Origin of the sequence: Streptomyces canus, from assembly GCF_030816965.1 — a bacterium.
GTDB classification, from domain to species: Bacteria; Actinomycetota; Actinomycetes; order Streptomycetales; family Streptomycetaceae; genus Streptomyces; species Streptomyces canus_E.
This window is the reverse complement of the sequence record NZ_JAUSYQ010000002.1, coordinates 537249-555279: the sequence shown is the minus strand read 5'-3', so window position 1 is coordinate 555279 and position 18031 is coordinate 537249. Positions and strand designations below refer to the sequence as shown.

The 18031-nt window shown below is 71.6% G+C and carries 20 protein-coding genes and 1 pseudogene; 8 read left to right on the top strand and 13 right to left on the bottom strand.

All coding sequences use genetic code 11. The features are described 5' to 3' along the window. Positions 1-14: 14 nt before the first annotated feature. Positions 15-806, bottom strand: coding sequence for an RNA polymerase sigma factor SigF (locus QF027_RS03475; protein ID WP_266553792.1), 792 nt, complete (start codon positions 804-806; stop codon positions 15-17). Positions 807-1045: 239 nt separating this feature from the next. Here QF027_RS03475 and QF027_RS03470 point away from each other — a divergent pair, with 239 nt between their 5' ends. The 4 genes from QF027_RS03470 (at position 1046) to QF027_RS03455 (ending at position 3838) form a co-directional block, all read left to right on the top strand. Beyond that, positions 1046-1501 (top strand): MarR family winged helix-turn-helix transcriptional regulator, encoded by a 456-nt coding sequence (locus tag QF027_RS03470; protein WP_306986173.1) that lies wholly within the window; start codon positions 1046-1048, stop codon positions 1499-1501. Then, positions 1498-2319: an ABC transporter ATP-binding protein gene (locus QF027_RS03465; RefSeq protein WP_306986174.1), complete on the top strand. Its 822-nt coding sequence runs from the start codon at positions 1498-1500 to the stop codon at positions 2317-2319. The genes QF027_RS03470 and QF027_RS03465 overlap by 4 nt, the downstream gene beginning before the upstream one ends. Continuing rightward, positions 2279-3130 carry an ABC transporter permease gene (locus QF027_RS03460; protein WP_306986175.1) on the top strand — a complete coding sequence of 284 codons (852 nt, stop codon included), beginning with the start codon at positions 2279-2281 and terminating at the stop codon, positions 3128-3130. Before QF027_RS03465 ends, QF027_RS03460 begins: the two co-directional genes overlap by 41 nt. 192 nt (positions 3131-3322) lie before the next feature. Further along, positions 3323-3838, top strand: a complete 516-nt coding sequence (locus QF027_RS03455; RefSeq protein ID WP_057612613.1) for a hypothetical protein — start codon at positions 3323-3325, stop codon at positions 3836-3838. A gap of 13 nt (positions 3839-3851) precedes the next feature. On the opposite strand, the gene hemC is transcribed toward QF027_RS03455, so the two are convergent. The 4 genes and pseudogenes from hemC to QF027_RS03435 all read right to left on the bottom strand — a co-directional run bounded on the left by hemC (position 3852) and on the right by QF027_RS03435 (position 7017). Beyond that, positions 3852-4787 (bottom strand): hydroxymethylbilane synthase, encoded by a 936-nt coding sequence (hemC, locus tag QF027_RS03450; RefSeq protein WP_059209722.1) that lies wholly within the window; start codon positions 4785-4787, stop codon positions 3852-3854. A 41-nt stretch (positions 4788-4828) separates the two neighbouring features. Next, positions 4829-5284: pseudogene (locus tag QF027_RS03445) on the bottom strand (GNAT family N-acetyltransferase); the annotation flags it as partial. 7 nt (positions 5285-5291) lie between these two features. Further along, complete coding sequence (locus QF027_RS03440) at positions 5292-5810, bottom strand: hypothetical protein (RefSeq protein ID WP_307072542.1); 519 nt, start codon at positions 5808-5810, stop codon at positions 5292-5294. Positions 5811-5817: 7 nt separating this feature from the next. Beyond that, on the bottom strand, positions 5818-7017 hold the full coding sequence (locus tag QF027_RS03435) for an MFS transporter (RefSeq protein ID WP_307072540.1): 1200 nt from the start codon (positions 7015-7017) through the stop codon (positions 5818-5820). A 113-nt stretch (positions 7018-7130) separates the two neighbouring features. On the opposite strand from QF027_RS03435, the gene QF027_RS03430 reads away from it, so the two are divergent. After that, entirely contained in the window at positions 7131-8120 is a 990-nt protein-coding gene (locus QF027_RS03430; RefSeq protein ID WP_307072538.1) for an ArsR/SmtB family transcription factor, read from the top strand. Between the two features lie 471 nt (positions 8121-8591). Here the strand turns inward: QF027_RS03430 and QF027_RS03425 are convergent, their stop codons facing one another. The 5 genes from QF027_RS03425 to QF027_RS03405 all read right to left on the bottom strand — a co-directional run bounded on the left by QF027_RS03425 (position 8592) and on the right by QF027_RS03405 (position 12892). Further along, a complete protein-coding gene (locus QF027_RS03425; protein WP_307072535.1) occupies positions 8592-9617 on the bottom strand; it encodes a questin oxidase family protein in 1026 nt (341 codons plus the stop codon). Between the two features lie 103 nt (positions 9618-9720). After that, positions 9721-10497: an NPP1 family protein gene (locus tag QF027_RS03420; protein WP_306986183.1), complete on the bottom strand. Its 777-nt coding sequence runs from the start codon at positions 10495-10497 to the stop codon at positions 9721-9723. Between the two features lie 131 nt (positions 10498-10628). Then, the gene (gene ligD / locus QF027_RS03415; RefSeq protein ID WP_306986184.1) at positions 10629-11609 is read right to left on the bottom strand and encodes a non-homologous end-joining DNA ligase; all 981 of its coding nucleotides are present in this window, start codon (positions 11607-11609) and stop codon (positions 10629-10631) included. An 81-nt stretch (positions 11610-11690) separates the two neighbouring features. Then, entirely contained in the window at positions 11691-12062 is a 372-nt protein-coding gene (locus tag QF027_RS03410) for a VOC family protein (protein ID WP_307072533.1), read from the bottom strand. A gap of 80 nt (positions 12063-12142) precedes the next feature. Further along, positions 12143-12892 carry an SDR family oxidoreductase gene (locus QF027_RS03405; protein ID WP_307072530.1) on the bottom strand — a complete coding sequence of 250 codons (750 nt, stop codon included), beginning with the start codon at positions 12890-12892 and terminating at the stop codon, positions 12143-12145. Between the two features lie 117 nt (positions 12893-13009). Between QF027_RS03405 and QF027_RS03400 the strand changes: the two genes are divergently transcribed. Then, positions 13010-13699 carry a TetR/AcrR family transcriptional regulator gene (locus QF027_RS03400; RefSeq protein WP_307072528.1) on the top strand — a complete coding sequence of 230 codons (690 nt, stop codon included), beginning with the start codon at positions 13010-13012 and terminating at the stop codon, positions 13697-13699. A 4-nt stretch (positions 13700-13703) separates the two neighbouring features. On the opposite strand, the gene QF027_RS03395 is transcribed toward QF027_RS03400, so the two are convergent. The 3 genes from QF027_RS03395 to QF027_RS03385 all read right to left on the bottom strand — a co-directional run bounded on the left by QF027_RS03395 (position 13704) and on the right by QF027_RS03385 (position 16228). Further along, positions 13704-14387 (bottom strand): response regulator, encoded by a 684-nt coding sequence (locus QF027_RS03395; RefSeq protein ID WP_306986188.1) that lies wholly within the window; start codon positions 14385-14387, stop codon positions 13704-13706. Next, positions 14384-14578: a hypothetical protein gene (locus tag QF027_RS03390; RefSeq protein ID WP_306986189.1), complete on the bottom strand. Its 195-nt coding sequence runs from the start codon at positions 14576-14578 to the stop codon at positions 14384-14386. Before QF027_RS03390 ends, QF027_RS03395 begins: the two co-directional genes overlap by 4 nt. 162 nt (positions 14579-14740) lie before the next feature. After that, on the bottom strand, positions 14741-16228 hold the full coding sequence (locus QF027_RS03385; RefSeq protein WP_307072526.1) for an MFS transporter: 1488 nt from the start codon (positions 16226-16228) through the stop codon (positions 14741-14743). 245 nt (positions 16229-16473) lie between these two features. Between QF027_RS03385 and QF027_RS03380 the strand changes: the two genes are divergently transcribed. After that, entirely contained in the window at positions 16474-17124 is a 651-nt protein-coding gene (locus QF027_RS03380) for a TetR/AcrR family transcriptional regulator (RefSeq protein WP_306986191.1), read from the top strand. 91 nt (positions 17125-17215) lie between these two features. Beyond that, positions 17216-17938 (top strand): response regulator transcription factor, encoded by a 723-nt coding sequence (locus tag QF027_RS03375; RefSeq protein WP_306986192.1) that lies wholly within the window; start codon positions 17216-17218, stop codon positions 17936-17938. Positions 17939-18031: the final 93 nt, after the last annotated feature.

Genomic DNA, 18031 nt, shown 5'->3' with positions numbered 1-18031 from the left:
GATGTCCTTCGGGTTCAGTCGGCGTCGGCCAGGACCTCCTCGCGCAGGTGCGCGAAGCACGTGCTGAGCAACCGGGAGACATGCATCTGCGAGATGCCGAGTTCCTCGGCGATGCCGCTCTGTGTCATGCCCTGGAAGAAGCGCAGGTACAGGATGGTCCGCTCGCGCTCCGGCAGGGCCTCCAGACAGGGCCTGACGGCCACCCGGTCGATCACCACGTCGAAGCCGGGGTCGGGGCCGCCGAGCGCGTCGCCCAGGGCGTAGCCGTCGGTGCCGGGCATCTCCGCCTCCAGCGACAGCGCCGAGAAGCACTCCAGCGCCTCCGCACCGGTGCGTACCTCGTCCTCGGTCAACTGCGCCCGCTCGGCGATCTCGGCCACGGTGGGCGCCCGCCCGGGCGTCTGTGCGAGCTCCTTCGAGGCCTGCCGGACCCGGTTGCGCAGGTCCTGCACCCGGCGCGGCACGTGCAGCGTCCACATGTGGTCGCGGAAGTGCCGCTTGATCTCACCGGTCACGGTCGGCACCGCGTACGCCTCGAAGGCGCTCCCGCGTGCCGGGTCGTAGTGGTCGACGGCCTTGACGAGCCCGAGGGCGGCCACCTGGTAGAGGTCCTCGAGGGACTCCCCGCGGCCCCGGAACCGGACGGCGATCCGCTCCGCCATGGGCAGCCAGAGCTCGACCAGCTCGTCCCGCAGAGCCTTGCGTTCCGGACCGTCGGGCAGTCGCGCCAGGCGCACGAACGCCTTGTCGGTGTCGGGGGCGTCGTCGTGCGGATGAGGTTGTCTTCTGGTGGCGACGGACGACATGCCGCGCACCTCCCTGTGGTGCTGGATGGACAGACATCGTGGGAGGCGCACGATCGGACGTGAGGAAGGACATCCGGGGCCCTCTGGGCGGGCTCCCACGGAGACGTGCCTCCTGTCCGAAGCACTTATCTGGGGATTCCCGTTCTCGGATGAAATGAAACAAAGAGAACTAATCATCGGATATGTGTTTGACCAGCTCTTGAGATAGATACCTCTGTTGCAGAGGTAACCTCGGCGATGTGGACGAGGAGACCTTCCCGGAAGAGCTGGCCGACGCACTCGCCGGCGTCCAGCGGCTGCTCAGGCGCAGGCTGCGCGCCGGACTGACCGTGCCGCGGCTGCGTGGCGCCGAGGTCGAACTGCTGCGCCTGGTCGAGTCGCGGCCCGGCATCGGCGTCTCCGACGCCGCCAAGGAGCTGTATCTGGCCGGGAACTCCGTCTCGACCCTGGTCAACCAGCTGGTCAAGGAGGGCCATCTGGTCCGTGAGACCGACCCCGCCGACCGGCGCGCCGCCCGTCTGCTGCTCACCGAGAAGGCCGAGGCACGCCTCGGGGACTGGAAGCAGCGGCGGGTCGCGCTCGTGAGCGGGCACATCACCCGGCTGGACGCGGCCGATCAGGAGGCCCTGCGCGCCGCGCTCCCCGCGCTGCGCGCGCTCGCCGTCACTCTGCACGAGGAGGCCGAGGAGACATGACACCCGAAGCTGTTTCCTGTACGGGGCTCGCCTACGCCTTCGGTGACACCAACGCCGTGGACGGGCTGGACCTGACCGTCGAAGAGGGGGAGGTCTTCGGACTGCTCGGCCCCAACGGCGCCGGTAAGACCACCGCCATCCGCTGCATCACCACCCTGCTCCCCGTCCCGGCCGGCATGATCCACGTCTTCGGCCGCGACACCGCCACCGACGCGATGGCCGTACGCCGGCTGCTCGGCTACGTCCCGCAGCAGCTGTCCGCCGACGCGAACCTGACCGGCCGGGAGAACGTCACCCTGTTCGCCCGGGTCTTCGACGTCGCCCGCAAGGAACGCGCCGAACGCGTCGCCCAGGCCCTGGCCGCGGTCGACCTCACCGAAGCCGCCGACCGGCTCGCCGGTACCTACTCCGGCGGCATGGTCCGCCGGCTGGAGCTCGCCCAGGCCCTGGTCAGCGCGCCGCGGTTGCTGATCCTCGACGAGCCGACCATCGGCCTCGACCCGATCGCCCGCACCGGCGTGTGGGAGCACATCAACGCCGTGCGTGAGGCGACCGGCATGACGGTCCTCGTGACCACCCACTACATGGACGAGGCCGCCCAGTACTGCGACCGGGTCGGCCTCATGCACCGGGGCCGCATCCGCGCCCTCGGCACCCCCGACGCACTCCGCCGAGGCCTTGCCGAGAGCCGGGGCACCGACGCCCTGCCGACCCTGGAGGACGTCTTCCGTGACGTCGCCGGCAGCGGACTCGAAGACGAGGGAGGGGATTTCCGCGATGTCCGAAGCACCCGCCGCACCGCGAACCGTGTCGGCTGACCCGAGCTCCATCAGTCTGCTGCTCCGCCCGCCGGAGCCCCGCGCGGGCTGGCGAGTGCTGCCCGCCCGGGTCGTGGCGATGTGCGCCGTGGAACTGCAGAAGCTCGGCCACGACCGCACCGAGCTCTACACCCGCGCGGTCCAGCCCGCCCTGTGGCTGCTGATCTTCGGCCAGACCTTCACCCGCATCAAGGCGATCCCCACTCAGGGCATCCCCTACATCGACTATCTGGCGCCCGGCATCATCGCCCAGTCGGCGATGTTCATCGCGATCTTCTACGGCATCCAGATCATCTGGGAGCGGGACGCGGGCATCCTCAACAAGCTGCTGGTCACGCCCACCCCGCGCTCGGCACTCACCACCGGGAAGGCCTTCGCGGCCGGCGTGAAGTCGCTGATCCAGGCGGTCGTCGTCATCGTCATCGCCGCCCTCCTCGGGGTGTCCCTGACCTGGAACCCGCTCAAGCTCCTCGGCGTCGGGGCGATCGTGATCCTCGGCTCGGCGTTCTTCTCCTGCCTGTCGATGACCATCGCAGGCATCGTGCTCAGCAGGGACCGCCTGATGGGCATCGGGCAGGCCATCACCATGCCGCTCTTCTTCGGCTCCAACGCCCTGTACCCGCTGTCCGTCATGCCGGGCTGGCTCCAGGCCGTGAGCAAGGTGAACCCGCTCAGCTACGAAGTCGACGCCCTGCGCGGCCTCCTCCTCGGCACCCACGCCCATCTGGCGCTCGACTTCGGGGTGCTGGCCGTGGCCGCCGTGCTCGGCATCACGGCGGCCTCCTCGCTCCTCGGTCGACTGGCCCGTTGATCATGCGCGCGGAACGTGATGTGCGGCACGCCCGTGGAAGGGATTTTCCGGCCGCTCGGCGGATTCTTCCTGCGCACGGCTTGATCAGCGATCAAAGGGGCTGAATTCCCTGGCCACAGCGCATTCTGCTCATTTGACAGTGCATTGAGCACACAGATAGGAAGCAGCTCTCTGAGGTCGAAGAGGTGCACTGTGTACGAGCCGAACGTGGTCGGGGACTGGCAGGAGTACGACGAGCATGCCGGTCTGCGTGTCCGCGTCCACCGTCTGGAGGCGGCCGAGCCGCCGCGTGGACGCGACGACGCCGCCGAAGGGCTCACGTACTTCAGCGTCCGGGTGACCGTCGAGAACCGCGGCGACCTGCATCCGACCGTCCATCTCGAGGACGGTCAGATCGATGTGCGGATCGGCCCCGACGGCGAGAGCGCCTTCATCGACTGGCGCAACTCGCAGTTCATCGAGGGCTTCGACGTCTATCCGCTGCGCCGCGCCACCGCGGTGCTGTTCGCAGCGGGACCGGAGACGAGCCTCGGCCAGATCGACGTGCAGATCCAGCTGCGGGTCGACGACGAGTGGGCCGACCGCCGGCTGTGGGCGGGCGGCATCGGACTCGACGAGGGAGCCACGCACGCGGGCGTGGGCCGCGAGGGCCTGGCCTGCCAGGTGAGCAACTTCCTGCGGGACCAGGCCGAAGAGGGCACGGCCTGAACCGCCCCCGGGCTCAGTGGGGAATGCCGTCGATGATCTCGCGGGCGCCCTGACGCAGCAGCGCCACGGCGACCGAGGTGCCCAGCGTGGCCGGATCCAGCCGGCCCGCCCATTCGTGGGCGTTCAGCCGCGTCTTGCCGTCCGGGGTGAACACACAGGCGCGCAGGGAAAGTTCGTCGCTGTGGTCCACGCGTGCGTACCCCGCGATCGGGCTGTTGCAGTGGCCCTGCAGGACGTGCAGGAACATCCGCTCGGCGGTCGCCTCCCGGAACGTGTCCGGATCACCCAGCGCGCTCACCGTGTCGATCAGCTCGGTGTCGCCCTCCCGGCACTGGAGCGCGAGGATGCCCGCGCCGATCGGCGGCATCATCGTCTCGGGGGAGAGGATCTCGCTGATCACGTCCTCGCGGCCGATGCGCTCCAGGCCGGAGACCGCGAGCAGCAGCGCGTCCGCCTCGCCGGCCGCCAGCTTGGCCAGCCGACGGTTGGCGTTGCCGCGGAACGGCACACACTCCAGGTGCGGGTGGGTGGCGGCCAGCTGGGCCACGCGGCGCACCGAGGAGGTGCCGATCCGGGTCCCCTCCGGAAGCTCGTCCAGAGTGAGGCCGCCCGGGTGGATCAGGGCGTCGCGGATGTCGTCCCGCTTCAGGAACGCCGCGAACGTGGTGCCCGCCGGAAGCGGCCGGTCGGCGGGCACGTCCTTCACGCAGTGCACCGCGAGATCGGCCTCACCTGCCAGCAGCGCCGCGTCGACCTCCTTGGTGAACGCGCCCTTGCCCTCGACCTTGGACAGGTCACCCATCCACTTGTCACCGGTCGTCTTCACCGGTACGACCTCGGTGCGCACACCGGGGTACAGGGCCGTCAACTCGCTTCTGACACGCTCCACTTGAGCCAGCGCCATCGGCGAGTCACGGGAGACGATGCGGATCAGTTCCGGGAGGGACATGCGGGACACGATAGACCCTGCGGAGGTTCGGTGTTTGACGCTCAGGGAGCAACGGGTAGGGAGTAGCGCACCTTTTGCCTGGCGCGGGCGCCCATCCGGTCGTAGAAGCGGATCGCCCCTTCGTTCCAGACCGGCGTCTGCCACTGCACTTCGCCGAGCCCCAGCGTGCGGGCCTCGGCGGCCACTGCGTCCATGAGCAGGACGCCGAGTCCGAGGCCGCGGTGCCCGGGCAGCAGGAACAGGCAGTCCATGTGCAGGTACTCGCGGCCCTCCCAGGTGGAGAGTTCGGGCGAGCAGGTGGCGTAACCGACGAGTGCGCCGTCCGGGAGTTCGGCCACCAGGCAGCGCAGACGGGGCGCGGCGGTGTCGAAGAGGAGCGCGGCCAGCCGGTCGGGCAGGTCGTCAGGGGGCGGTGCCGCCTTCTCGTACTCCGCGTGCCGGGCGGCGAGTTCGGCGACCGCGGGAAGATCGGCGCGCTCGGCGTGCCGGACTTGGGGGCCTCGCTCATCGGACGTCGCCCGCGATCGTGTCCGCGCCCCAGGCGGTGAGACGTTCGGCGAGCGACCCGGTGCCGTCCAGGACGTGCCGGGAGTACGCGTCCCGCTCGTGCGCGAGTACGGCGGCCTCCCACACGCAGGGCGCGAGACCCGCTCGGCCGGGCCGCAACGCGTCGGGCTTGCCCACCGGGCCGGTGAAGATCGCCAGATCCGCCATGTCGCCCTCGATCCAGCTGTGGACCAGGACGTAGTCGCCGTCGCCGCCGGCATGCACGATCAGGACGGCGAGCCCCAGGGAACCCCGCAGCGGACCGAGTCCGAGGTGCCGCGCGGCGATCCGCAGCCCGGCCTCGGCGTCCTGATCGGAGACGGTGCGGCCGGGCGCCTCCAGCGCGTACACCTTCACCAGGTGACCGGCGGCCTCCCTGGTGCCCAACGGCCGTGCGGGGCGGGCGTGGTGGGAGTCGGCGAGGGCGAGCAGGGCCTCGGTGTCGACGGCGGCGGGCAGTTCCTCGTGAAGATCCATTCGGCCATCATCGGATGCCGGTCTCGGGTGCGTCCACCGCCGCCCGTGAGACGACCGACTCCGGCCAGGACAGGACCACCAGCGCCACCGCCGTCAGCAGCCCGCCCGCCAGGAACGTGCCGCGGACCCCGGTCAAGGGCAGCAGCGCGCCGCCGAGCAGGGCGCCGACGGCCACGCCCACGTTGAACGCGGCCGAGTTGGCCGCGAGGGCGGTCTCGGTGCGTCCCGGCGCGACACGCAGCACCTGGCTCTGTGTCGCCATGAACAGCGGTGCCACCGAGGCGCCCAGCAGCATCAGCAGGACGACGGTCGCGACCTGGCCGCTGCCGCCCGCGTACAGGCCGATCAGGGCGACGGCCTGTCCGGCCACCGGCACGGTCAGCGTGGCCCGTGGAAACCGGTCCAGCAGAGGCCCGGCCACCGTGACCCCGGCCAGCGCCGCCGCCCCGAACGCCATGAGCACCGTGCTCACCGCGTCCTGGCCGAACCCGCTCACCTCGTCCAGGAAGGCCACGATGTAGGTGAACCCGGTGAACGCGCCCGTCACCGAGAGCGCGGTGGTGGTGAGCACGACCGCGAACCGGCGCCGGTCGGGGGCGGCCCCGTACGCCGCATGACTCTCCTGCGGTCGCGAGGTCGGCAGCAGCACGGCCACCACGGCCAGCGACACGACGGCGAGCGCGCCGAGGACCGCGAACGGCACCCGCCAGCTGCTGTGCCCGCCCAGCCAGGTCCCCGCCGGTACCCCGGCGACCGTGGCCAGCGAGCCGCCGACCGACAGCAGCCCGATGATCCGGCCGCGGCGCTCGGACGGGAACAGCCCGACCGCGACCGGCCCCATCACCGCCCAGAACAGCGCCTGCGCCAGCGCAGTCGCTACCCGGGCCGCCAGCAGCAGCCCGTACGACACGGCGGTGAGCGCGGAGATCCAGCTGGCCACCGCGAGCACCGTGAGCAGAGCGGACATCAGATGCCGGCGCGGCACGGACCGGGTGACGTGGGCCAGCGGCAGGGAGCCGACGGCCACCGCCAGGCCGTAGCCGGTGACCAGCGCGCCCACCGCCGTGAGCGAGACCCGCAGATCGTCCGCCATCAGGGACAGCAGACCCACCGGGAGGTTCTCGGTGGTGTTGAAGGTGAACGCCGCCAGCATCAGCGCCGCGACGACGGCGGCCCTGCGCCAGGGGGCCGGACGTACGCTGCCCATGCACACGCCTTCCGGGGGAGGAGGGTCGGGGACGGCAAGCGTGCGGTGCCGAGGGCGGGGGTTCTACTCTTTCGACACAGGACGAATCACTCGCAGGTGCCGGGGGAACCGCTGTGCCGCTCACGCTGCGCCTGGGGCCCGACGACCTGCGACGGTGCCGGTTCGCGGTCTCGCCGCTGTGCCAGACCCACGAGGCGCTGCGCATGCTGCGCCGGACCGCCCGGCACGGCTACCACCGGGCCTGGCTGCGCCGCGCCGCGCCGACCGTGGCCGGGCTCGACCTGTCCCCGCTGTGGCTGTTCATCCCGCTCGCCGGCGGCTACACCCCCGATTTCCTGGGGCCGCCGCCGGAGGAGCCGTACCCCCGCTTCGAGGACGAGCTGGCCCGCGTGCGCGCCACCGACCCCGCCCTGGCCCACACCGAGATGGCCCGCTCGCTCGCCTGCACACCGGGGCTCACCGAGTCGCCGCAGGGCCGGGCCGCCCTCGATGACCCCGCCGCTGCCGTGCGGCGCCTCGCCGACCTCACCGAACAGGCCTGGCGGGCGCTGGTCGCCCCGGACTGGGCGCGCCATCGTGCCGTGCTGGAGGCCGACATCGCCCACCGGTCCCGGCAGGTGGCGGACGCGGGTCTGGACGCGCTGTTCGCCGGTCTGCATCCGGACGTCGACTGGGCCGACGGAAGCCTCACCCTTCCCGTGCGCGGCGACATGACGGACGCCCAGCTCGCCGACGGGCGGGGCGTGCTGCTCATGCCGAGTGTGTTCGTCTGGCCGGACGTGGTGAGCGGCTTCGCCCGGCCCTGGCAGCCGACGGTCATCTATCCCGCGCGCGGGATGGGCGGACTGCACACCGACGAGACGCCGCGCCCCTCGGAGGCGCTCCCACGCCTGCTGGGACGGCAGCGCGCGGCGATCCTGGCCGGGCTCGAGGACCCGGCCTCGACGACCGACCTGGCCCGCCGCCACGGTCTCGCCCCCTCGACCGTCTCCGCCCATCTGTCGGTCCTGCGCGAGGCGGGTCTGCTCGGCTCACGACGGCAGGGCCACCACGTGCTGTACGGGCGGACACCGCTCGGCGACGCGGTGGTTTCCGGGGCCTGACCTGTGGGGCGGTCAGGTTGTGATGCCGAGGGTGGCAGGGCCCGGCCTGGTCGGGCGGTGAGCCGGGTGAGGGATGCGGTGGCGTCCGGGGCCTGGTCTGTGGGGCGGTTCAGGCCGGTTGTCGGGGGCGCGTGTGGTGGGGGCGGGTGGTGAGCGGGGGCGTGGGACGCGGTGGCCGGCGGCGCCGGGTTTGTGGGGGCGATTGGGGTTGGTTGCTGGGGAGGCGGAGTTTGGTCCGGTCGGGCTGTGAGCCGGGCGGGGCACGGTGGTCGGCGCCTGGTTCGTCGGGTGGTTGGGGTGGGTTGGACCTGGTCGGGCGAGGAGTCTGGACGGGGACGCGGTCGGGGTCTGGCTGCACGGGATCGCTGTCCGTGGTGGTGCCGACCACGGCCGGCCGCACGGAGTCATCGCGGGCCTGAGCGTGGTCGGAGGCCCCCGCGTGTGACGTCGGCGCGGTCCGCCGGGCGGGGTTCAGACGAGCGGCTCGCTGAGTTCTACCGAGCGCAGGGCGGCCGCGAGGGCCTGCTCGTCGCCGATGTCCAGGGCGGTGTCGGTGAGCTTGATGACGTGCTCGTCGCCGTGGGCGAGGGCTCGTTCCACGACCTCTTCGGGCGTCAGGTGCGCGGGAGGGGCGTAGGCGACCGGTGCCACGGGCGCGTACATCGCCGTCACCGCCGCCGACGCCGTCCAGGCCGCGTGCAGGCTGGGTATCCACTGGTCACGGGGAAGGGAATCCAGGGTCCGCAGCACGGCGTTGGGGGCCGTGGCCGCGTGGACGAGCATCGTAGGCTCGCCGTGACCGTGGGTGGCGTAGCGGTGGGTCGCGGCGCGGACGAGTTCGGTGAGCCGCTCCTTCGCGGTGTCCGGGTCGGTCACCTCCTGCGCCCACACGGGCAGTCGGCGTACGGCGGCCAGACGGTTCCGGAACCCCACGTGCCCCGGCTCGATCGCGGGTACGGCGTCCAGGGCGTCCGTGGCGGTCGCCGCACCCGGCAGTGTCACGAGACCCGTCACGGGCTGGTGGCGTGCCGCCCAGTAGCCCAGCGCGTGCGCGAGTTCGGTGAGTCGGGGTCCGTTCTCCTCGGCCTCCACCGCGCGGACCGCGTGGCCGACCCGGATGACCGTGTGCGTGGCACCGCCGTACAGGCCCGGCAGCAGGCGCGGCCACCACTCGGCGAGCACGTCCTTCCAGGGACGCTCGGCGAGCGTGCGGGAGAAATGGTCGGTCCAGTCCGCGATCCGGCGCGGATCACCCAGCGCCGAGGGCCAGTTGTCGTCCGTGACCGGCGCGGTGCGGTCGGGGAAGTCCTCCAGCTTGTCCCGGTAGAGGTCCAGCCACCGGTGCACGGAGCCGGCCTGTCCGTGCGCGGCGAGTGCCTCGACGACCATGGGGGCGTGGTTGGTCAGCCAGCCCTCTCGCTCCGGGCCGGACGCGTGGACGCGGTCCAGGGCCTCCTCGAGGTGTCCGCTCGTGTCGCTCGTTCTGATCGTGTCCATGAACGGGACGCTATGCCGGGTCCGGGCCTGCGCGGATCGGGCGCGGGACGGAACCCGCGGGTGCGGGGGACCTAGGTCCCCCGCACCCGATCGTGTCACCGGGTCAGGCGTTGGGGTCGAAGGAGATCCCCGACGGCTTCGCCGACGACAGATGGGCCGCGAAGTTGGCGTCCTTGAGGCCGAAGTTGGCGCTGCCGAAGTCGTACGCGCTCAGCTTGTCGCGCAGCCCCGACGGGTAGCCGTTCCAGCCGACCAGCGGCGGGTACTGCCACGTGCCCTTGGCGTTCTCCGGCGGCTCGTCACCCGAGTTGGCCAGCCGGAAGCAGTGCGTGCTGACGCCGTCCTTGTGGTAGACGATCTTCGCGTGCGTGCCGTCGAAGCGGACGCCGGAGGCCGCGCTCACCGTGAACGAACCGTGGTTGGACGTCGACACGTACTGAATCGTGCCGTTCTGCACCCAGATCACGACGTGTTCCCAGTCGTTCCGGTGCCCGCCGATGCTGCTGTTCGCTATCGCCTGGTCCTTCTCGAAGTACAGGCCGTACATATAGGCGCACCAGCCGTTGTTGCACTTGTAGCGCGAGTACGTGTTGGTGTTGTCGAGGTCCGAGGCGTCATGGCACTCGCCGCTGAGCGAACCCGTCGGGTTCAGACCGCCGTTGATCGTGCCGTCGGGGCCGATGGCGGGCGTCGAGTAGCAGCCGTCGGTGTCGTAGTCGAAGGCCGGCTGGTAGGTGTACTCGGCGCTCTCGGCGTTGGCGGGCAGCGCCTTGGGCGGGGCGGCGAACGCGGCGGAGGGGAAGGCGACGACGAGCGCGGCGGCGCCGGCCAGGCCGGTGAACCATCTCGTGCGGTGCTTCTTGAACGACGGTGACGCCACTGCGTCCTCCTCGTGGTCCGGGCGCAGCCCAACGGCTGTGGGTTACTGGGGAGTTCAGCTTCTCCGCTTTTCATGTCCGCGCCAAGAGGTCGAAGGCGTCACTCCGGTTACGACCGGCCCAACAGTTCGGATCACGGAGGTGAGTCGGGGAGGTCGGCCGAGGACTCCTCCGGCGCGAGATCCGGCCGCAGCCGCAACCAGGACGGCTGACGCAGCAACCCCGCCCGGGTACGGGTGCTGTAACGGACCTCGCCGACCAGCCGGGGCAGCACCCAGCGCGCACCCGGGACCCGCGGCGCGGGATCGAAGGGGCACACGTCCGTCGCCGCGGCGGCCAACAGCGAGGCGAGCTCCGTCCGTTCCGCCTCGCTCCAGCCGGTGCCCACGTTGCCGACGTAGCGCAGCCGCCCGCCGCCCCGCTGTCCGACCAGCACCGCGCCCGGCAGACCCGTGAGCCTGCCCTTGCCGGGCAGCCAGCCGCCCACGACGACGTCCTCGCTGCGCATGTTGCGGATCTTGATCCAGGCGCGGGAGCGCACCCCGGGTTCGTACACCGAGTCGAGCCGCTTGCAGACCAGGCCTTCCAGACCGTGCTCACGAGTGGCGCGCAGGGCCTGCTCGCCGTGGCCGACGAGGGCGGCGGGTGTCGACCAGTGCGGGCCGGTGAGCTCCAGTTCGTCCAGTCGAGCGCGCCGCTGTGCGTAGGGGAGGGCGAGAAGCGAGCGCCGCCCCAGGTGCATCAGGTCGAACAGCACGAGATGCACGGGCGCTTCGGCCGCCCGGCGCGCGGCTCTGCCCGGGGAGTGAGCCAACTGCATGCGCGGTTGCAGCAACTGGAAGTCCGCGCGGCCCTGTTCGTCCAGCGCCAGGATCTCCCCGTCGAGCACGGCGGGTGTGGCGCCGAGCGCAGCGCCCAGCGGCCGCAGTTCGGGATAGGCACCGGTGATCTCCTCCCCGGACCGGGCGCGCAGCACCACCTCGCCGTGCCCGGCGAGGTAGACCACCACCCGCTGGCCGTCCTGCTTGGTCTCATAGGCCCAGCGCGCGTCCTGTGAGGCGGGCGGCAGGGCGCCGGCGGTGGCGAGCATGGGCGGGATCAACGGGAGGGTCACGGGTGAGGTGTCGACGCGAGCGCCGGCGGTCACGCGCTCCGCGCACCGGTTTCCCCTGAACGGGCGCCGCTCGAGGGCTGCTCAGACCTCCTGGTACAGGTTCACGATGTTGCCGTCCGGGTCCCGCAGCCACACCGACCGGCGGCCCCACGGCTGGGTGGTCGGCGGCTTGAGGATCTCGACACCCTGGGCCGCCAGCCGTTCGTGGCGTGCGTCCACGTCGGTGACCCGGAACTCCACGGTGAAGCTCCCGCTCGCGGCGGCGGCCGTCGAACCGGGCACCATCGACTCCATGCCCCGGGTGGAGAAGAAGGACAGGACGGCGCCGGGGACCGTCACCCGGGCGAAGGGCGCTTCGCCCTCCACCTCCGCGTCGAGGACTCTCGCGTAGAAGGCGGCGAGCGCCGGGACGTCGTCGGTGATCAGGGAGGTGCCGGTGAAGTGGGGCCGCATCCGCAGATCGTAAACGGAGGGTCGGACAACCGGGGCGGGGAGCGGACTTGGCGGCGCGGCCGGATGTCTGAAGACGCAGGTCAGATGATGCCTCCGTTGGCCCGCAGCACCTGCCCGTTGACCCAGTGACCGGCCGGGCTGACCAGGAACGACACGACGGAGGCGATGTCCTGGGGGGTCCCCAGCCGCTCCAGCGGGGGCTGTGCGGCCAGGCGGGCGATGGTCTCCTCGTCCTTGCCGTCGAGGAAGAGGTCGGTCGCCGTCGGTCCGGGGGCCACCGCGTTGACGGTGACGTCACGGCCGCGGAGCTCACGGGCGAGGATCAGGGTCACGGCCTCGACCGCGCCCTTGCTGGCCGCGTAGGCGCCGTAGCCGGGGAAGGCCAGGCCCACGACCGAGCTGGAGAGGTTGACGAGCGCGCCGCCCGGGCGCAGCCGGCGCGCGGCCTGCTGGTCGACGACGAAGGTGCCGCGGATGTTGGTGCGGTACAGGGCGTCGAGCTCGGCGAGGTCGAGCTCCGCGATCGGGGAGAGGGGCATCCGGCCCGCGGCGTGGACCACCGCGTCGACACCGCCGTACGTGGCCTCCGCCTGGTCGAACAGGGCGGCGACCTCGGTCTCGTCGGCGACGTCCGCGCGGGCGGCGTACGCGGTGCCGCCCGCCTCCTCGATGGCGCGCACGGCCTCGTCGGCGGCGTCCTTGTTGCCCGCGTACCCGACGACGACCGCGAACCCGTCGGCGGCGAGCTGCTGGGCGATCTGCCGTCCGATACCGCGCGACCCGCCGGTCACGATCGCGACACGCTGTTCCGTCCGGGGCTGAGTGGTCATGACTGCACCCTCCTCTGTTAGCACTGCTACGTCCATCTCGTATCGACGATAACATGGAATCGTATCGACGGTAACCCTCATCTCGTATCAACGCTACGAATGCCGTACCGTGGGGGCATGGATGCGAGGGAAAAGATCCTTGAAGCGGCCACCGAGCTGCTGGCCGGTGCGTCGGCCGCCGATGTCTCCACGCGTGCCGTGTGCGAGAAGGCCGGGGTGGGTGCGCCGATGCTCTACCGGCTCTTCGGCGACAAGGCCGGTCTGCTGGCCGCCGTGGTCGACCGGGGATTCGAGCGGTATCTCGCGTCCAAGCGGGAGGCGCGGCCGAGCGAGGATCCGGTCGAGGACCTGAAGAGCGGCTGGGACAACCACATGCGCTTCGCGCTGGAGCACCCCAGCCACTACCGCCTGATGTACTCGCCCGAGCTGACCGTGCCCCCGGCCGCGGCCCAGGAGGCGCACGACCTGCTGCACGGCATCCTCGAGCGTTGTGCGGCCGAGGGGCGGCTGACGGTGCCGCCCACGCTGGCCACCCAGATGATCATGTCCGCCAATGTCGGGGCGGCCCTGTCGATGCTGACCAGGCCCGAGCAGTACGCGGACACGAAGTTCTCGGAGCGGCTGCGCGACGCGGTGCTGGATGCGGTGACCTGGCCCGCCGGACCCGACACGCCCCGGGAAGGCAGGCCGGTGCCCGTCGCTGCCGCCACACTGGCGGCCCGCCTGCGCGCCGACCTGCCGCCGACGCTCACCGCGGCGGAGTCGGCCCTGCTCCAGCAGTGGCTGGAGAAGCTCTCCGAGCGGTGAGCAGTCAGCGCTCCTCGGGCGGCAGCGGCTGCACCAGACCGGACTGGTAGGCCATGACGACGAGCTGGGCGCGGTCCCGGGCGCCCAGCTTCGTCATCGCACGGTGGACGTGGGTGCGCACCGTCAGGGGGCTGACGAAGAGCTTCTGCGCGATCTCGTCGTTGGAGTGCCCCTCGGCGACCCACGCCATCACCTCCCGTTCCCGGGTGGTGAGGCCGCTCAGGTCGTCGGCTGCCGCGAGCCGGGTGCCCAGGCCCGGAGCGGAGAGGAAGCGGGTGATCAGGGTGCGGGTGGCGCCGGGGGAGAGCAGGGAGTCGCCGGCCGCCACGGTGCGGATGCCGGCGAGCAGGGCCTCCGCGGTGACGTCCTTGCCGAGGAAGCCGCTGGCGCCGGACCGCAGCGCCTGCGCGACGTACTCGTCGATCTCGAACGTGGTCAGGATCAGCACCCGCGTGTCGGACAGCTCGGAGTCCGCGCAGATCACGGACGTGGCGGCCAGGCCGTCGGTTTCCGGCATGCGGATGTCCATCAGGATCACGTCGGGGCGATGGACGCGCGCGAGGTCGACCGCCGCGGCGCCGTCGGTGGCCTCCGCGACCACCTCCATGTCGTCGCACGAGTCGATGAGGATCCGGAAGGTGGCCCGCAACAGGGCCTGGTCGTCGGCGAGCAGTACGCGGATGGTCATGGGGTCCGATCTTGATGTGCCGAGACGATGGGGGACCGGGACAGCGGAGACCGACCCACCGCGTCCGGCCGGTCGATGCCGGGACGGCCCTCGCCGCCGGACAGGGACGCGGGCGGTCGCAGCGCGGTCGTCACCGCGACGACCGTACGGACATGCCGCCGCGCCCCGTCCAGGCCGAGGGGGCCACGCATCCCCATCTCCACGGTCCGGATCGCCATTCTTGCGCAACCCGGTCCGTTCGTCGTCGTACCACCGCCGACCATCACGCGTACTGAGAACGCAGTACGCGCCAGGGGCGGGTCCTCCTCGGGCAGGACTGGTGGCCGCCGGCCGGCGGCCACCAGGCGGGGGCGTCAGCGTCCCGAGGGCGTTCCGGCCGAGGTCTCCGCGGCCGCCGGCGCGGGGGGCGCCGCCGGAACTGCGGCGCGCGGGCGCGGGATGAAGGAGGCGATGGCGAAGGCCAGGAGCGCGGCGCCCGCGCCGATCGCCATGACGGTCTTGAAGCCGTTCTCGGACGGCAGCGCGTATCCGCCCAGGTCGATGGTCATCTGGGCCAGCACGACACCGGCGATGGCACTCGCGCAGGATGTGCCGATGGACCGCATCAGGGTGTTCAGGCTGTTCGCCGCCGCCGTCTCGGACGCGGGTACGGCGCCCATGATGAGCGCGGGCATGGAGCCGTACGTGAACCCGATGCCGGCGCCGATCACGGAGGAGACCAGTACCAGGTGCCAGACCTCGGACATCAGCACGATGTTCAGGCCGTACCCGCAGGCCACGATCAGCGCGCCGATCATCAGCGTCACCTTCGGGCCCTTGGCCTTGGAGACCGCCGCCGAGACCGGGGCCAGGGCCATCATCACCAGGCCGGACGGGGCCATGACCAGGCCGGCGGTCAGCAGGGACCTGCCCAGGCCGTAGCCCGTCCGAGTGGGCAACTGGAGCAGCTGCGGGAGCACGAGCGACATCGCGAACATCGAGAAACCGACCGCGATCGAGGCGAGGTTGGTGAACAGCACCTGACGTCGGGCGGTGGTGCGCAGGTCCACCAGCGGCTGGGCGGTGCGCAGTTCGAACAGGCCCCAGGCCAGCAGGACGATCACGGCCGCGGCGAACAGGCCGAGCGTGGTGCCGCTGGTCCAGCCCCAGTCGGCACCCTTGGAGATGGCCAGCAGGAGGGAGACCAGGCCGACCGCCATGCCCACCGCGCCGACCGCGTCGAAGCGGCCGCCGGTGCGCACCCGGGACTCCGGAACGAACGCCAGGACGAGGACGAGGGCTGTCGCGCCCATCGTGGCCGAGGCCCAGAACAGGACGTGCCAGTCGAAGTTGTCCGCGATCAGCGCGGCGGTCGGCAGGCCCAGGGCGCCGCCGACGCCGAGGGAGGCACTCATCAGCGCGGTGGCCCCGGCCAGGCGCTCGGCGGGCAGTTCGTCGCGCATGATGCTGATGCCGAGCGGGATGACACCGGAGGACAGGCCCTGCAGGGCACGGCCGACGATCATCGGGACCAGGGCGTCGCTGAGTCCGCAGACCACCGATCCGACCACCAGCATCACCACGCTGACCAGCAGCATCCGGCGCTTGCCGAACATGTCGCCGAGCCGCCCGACGACCGGGGTGGCCACGGCCGCCGCGAGCAGGGTCGCGGTGACCGCCCACGCGGTGTCCGAGGCCGGGGCGTCCAGCAGTCTGGGCAGTTCCGGCACGATCGGGATCACCAGGGTCTGCATCAGCGAGACGACGATTCCGGCGAAGGCCAGCACCGCCACCACGGCGTTCGGCCGCGGCGCGGCCGCAGCGCCGCCCGTGTCGGCGGATCTGGCGGGAGCGTCGGACATGAAAGAGCCTCCAGGGCAGGGGAGCGGGGCAGAGAGCTGGGCCCAAAAATTAAGTCAGGTGCTTGACTTATCTTACCGGCCCGGTACTGGAGCCTCCGAGGGGACCGAGCGGTCCTGCGCATCGTTCTCGGCGTGCTGTTGCGTAGGCTTCCGGCACTGGAACCCGCCGCACCGCCGGCGGGCCTCGGGCGGCTCGAGGGACTGGCCGTCGGAGAGCTCGGCGAAGTCCCGGTGCGGTGGTGGGCATGGCGGGCAGGACGGTACGCGAGGAACAGGTCAGCGCGACCCGGGAGCTGATCCTGACCGCGGCCGAGCGGCTCTTCGCCGAGCGCGGTGTCCTCGCGGTGTCCAACCGTCAGGTCAGCGAGGCCGCGGGACAGGGAAACAACGCCGCGGTCGGCTACCACTTCGGCACCAAGGCCGACCTGGTCCGGGCGATCGCCCGCAAGCATCACACCCGTATCGAGGAGATCCGCGCCCGGCTGCTGGCCGGGGCCCGCGGCTCCACGGACGTACGCGACTGGGTGGACTGCCTGGTCCGGCCGGTGCCCGAACATCTCGCCGCGCTGGGCAGCCCCACCTGGTTCGCCCGCTTCTGCGCCCAGGTCATGACCGACCCGGTGCTCCAGCAGATCATGGTCGAGGAGTCCATGTCCTCGCCGTCGCTCCGGCAGATCGTCGAGGGCCTGAACCGTTGTCTGCCCGAACTGCCCGCCGACGTCCGGGCCGAGCGCGCCGAGATGGCCCGCCATCTGATCGTGCACATGGCCGCCGACCGGGAGCGGGCCCTTGCCGAGAACACCCCGACGCCCCGCGCCAACTGGCACGACGCCGCCACCGGTCTCGGTGATGTCGTGGTCGCCATGTGGACGGCTCCGGTCACTCCGACCCGGTAGAGGAGCCGGGCCGGGGGGAGGGCATTGCTTGAGTTAGGCAACGAAGGCGCTAGAGTGGTCGGGCGACCCCCTCCGACGAACGGTCTCGTCCATGCACGGCAGTTCCAGCGAGAGACCGGCACTCGCCCGCGGTGCCGGTCAGCGCCTCCTGATCGTCGCGGGCGACTCGGATGCCGCCGAACTGCTCTCCACCACACTGGAGTTGGCGGGCTACCGGATCGTCGCCGTCGCCGCTGCCGCCGAAGGTCTGGCGCGGCTGACCCGGGAGCGGTTCGATCTGGTGGTCGTCGACGCGAACCTGCCGGACCTGGCCGGACTGGGCCGCCACCGGCCGACGTTGGTCCGCCGCCCGCCGGTGCTCCTGCTGATCGACTACGAGTCCCTGGACCGGATCGTGCCCGAACTGGGCCTCGGGGAGCGGGACTACGTCACCAAGCCGCTCCGCGTGGCCGACCTCCTGGCCAGAGTGCAGGTCCTGCTGCGCGGCACCGGGGCGGGGCCCGCCCGGAGTGGCGCCCTCTGTTACCGCGACCTCGTGCTGGACGACACCCTGTGCGAGGCCCGTCGCGGACCGCGCGGCCTCGATCTCACCCCCGCCGAGTACCGGCTGCTGCGTCACCTCCTGGTCAACGCCCACCGGGTGCTGTCCAAGGAGCAGATCGGCCGGTACGTCTGGGGCGACCACCGCGGGGACAATGCGATCGAACAGCTCGTCTCCCGGCTGCGGCGCAAGGTGGACCAGGAGGCTCCCGAGCTCATCCACACCCGGCGTGGCTTCGGCTACTGGCTGGGACGCGCCGACGTGGAGGCGTGAGGGTTCGGCTGCAAAGGGTGGGTAGCGGGCCTCCAGAACACCCCATCTGCGCACAACAGCCTTGTGAATGGGGACAGTTGATGGCACGGCGGG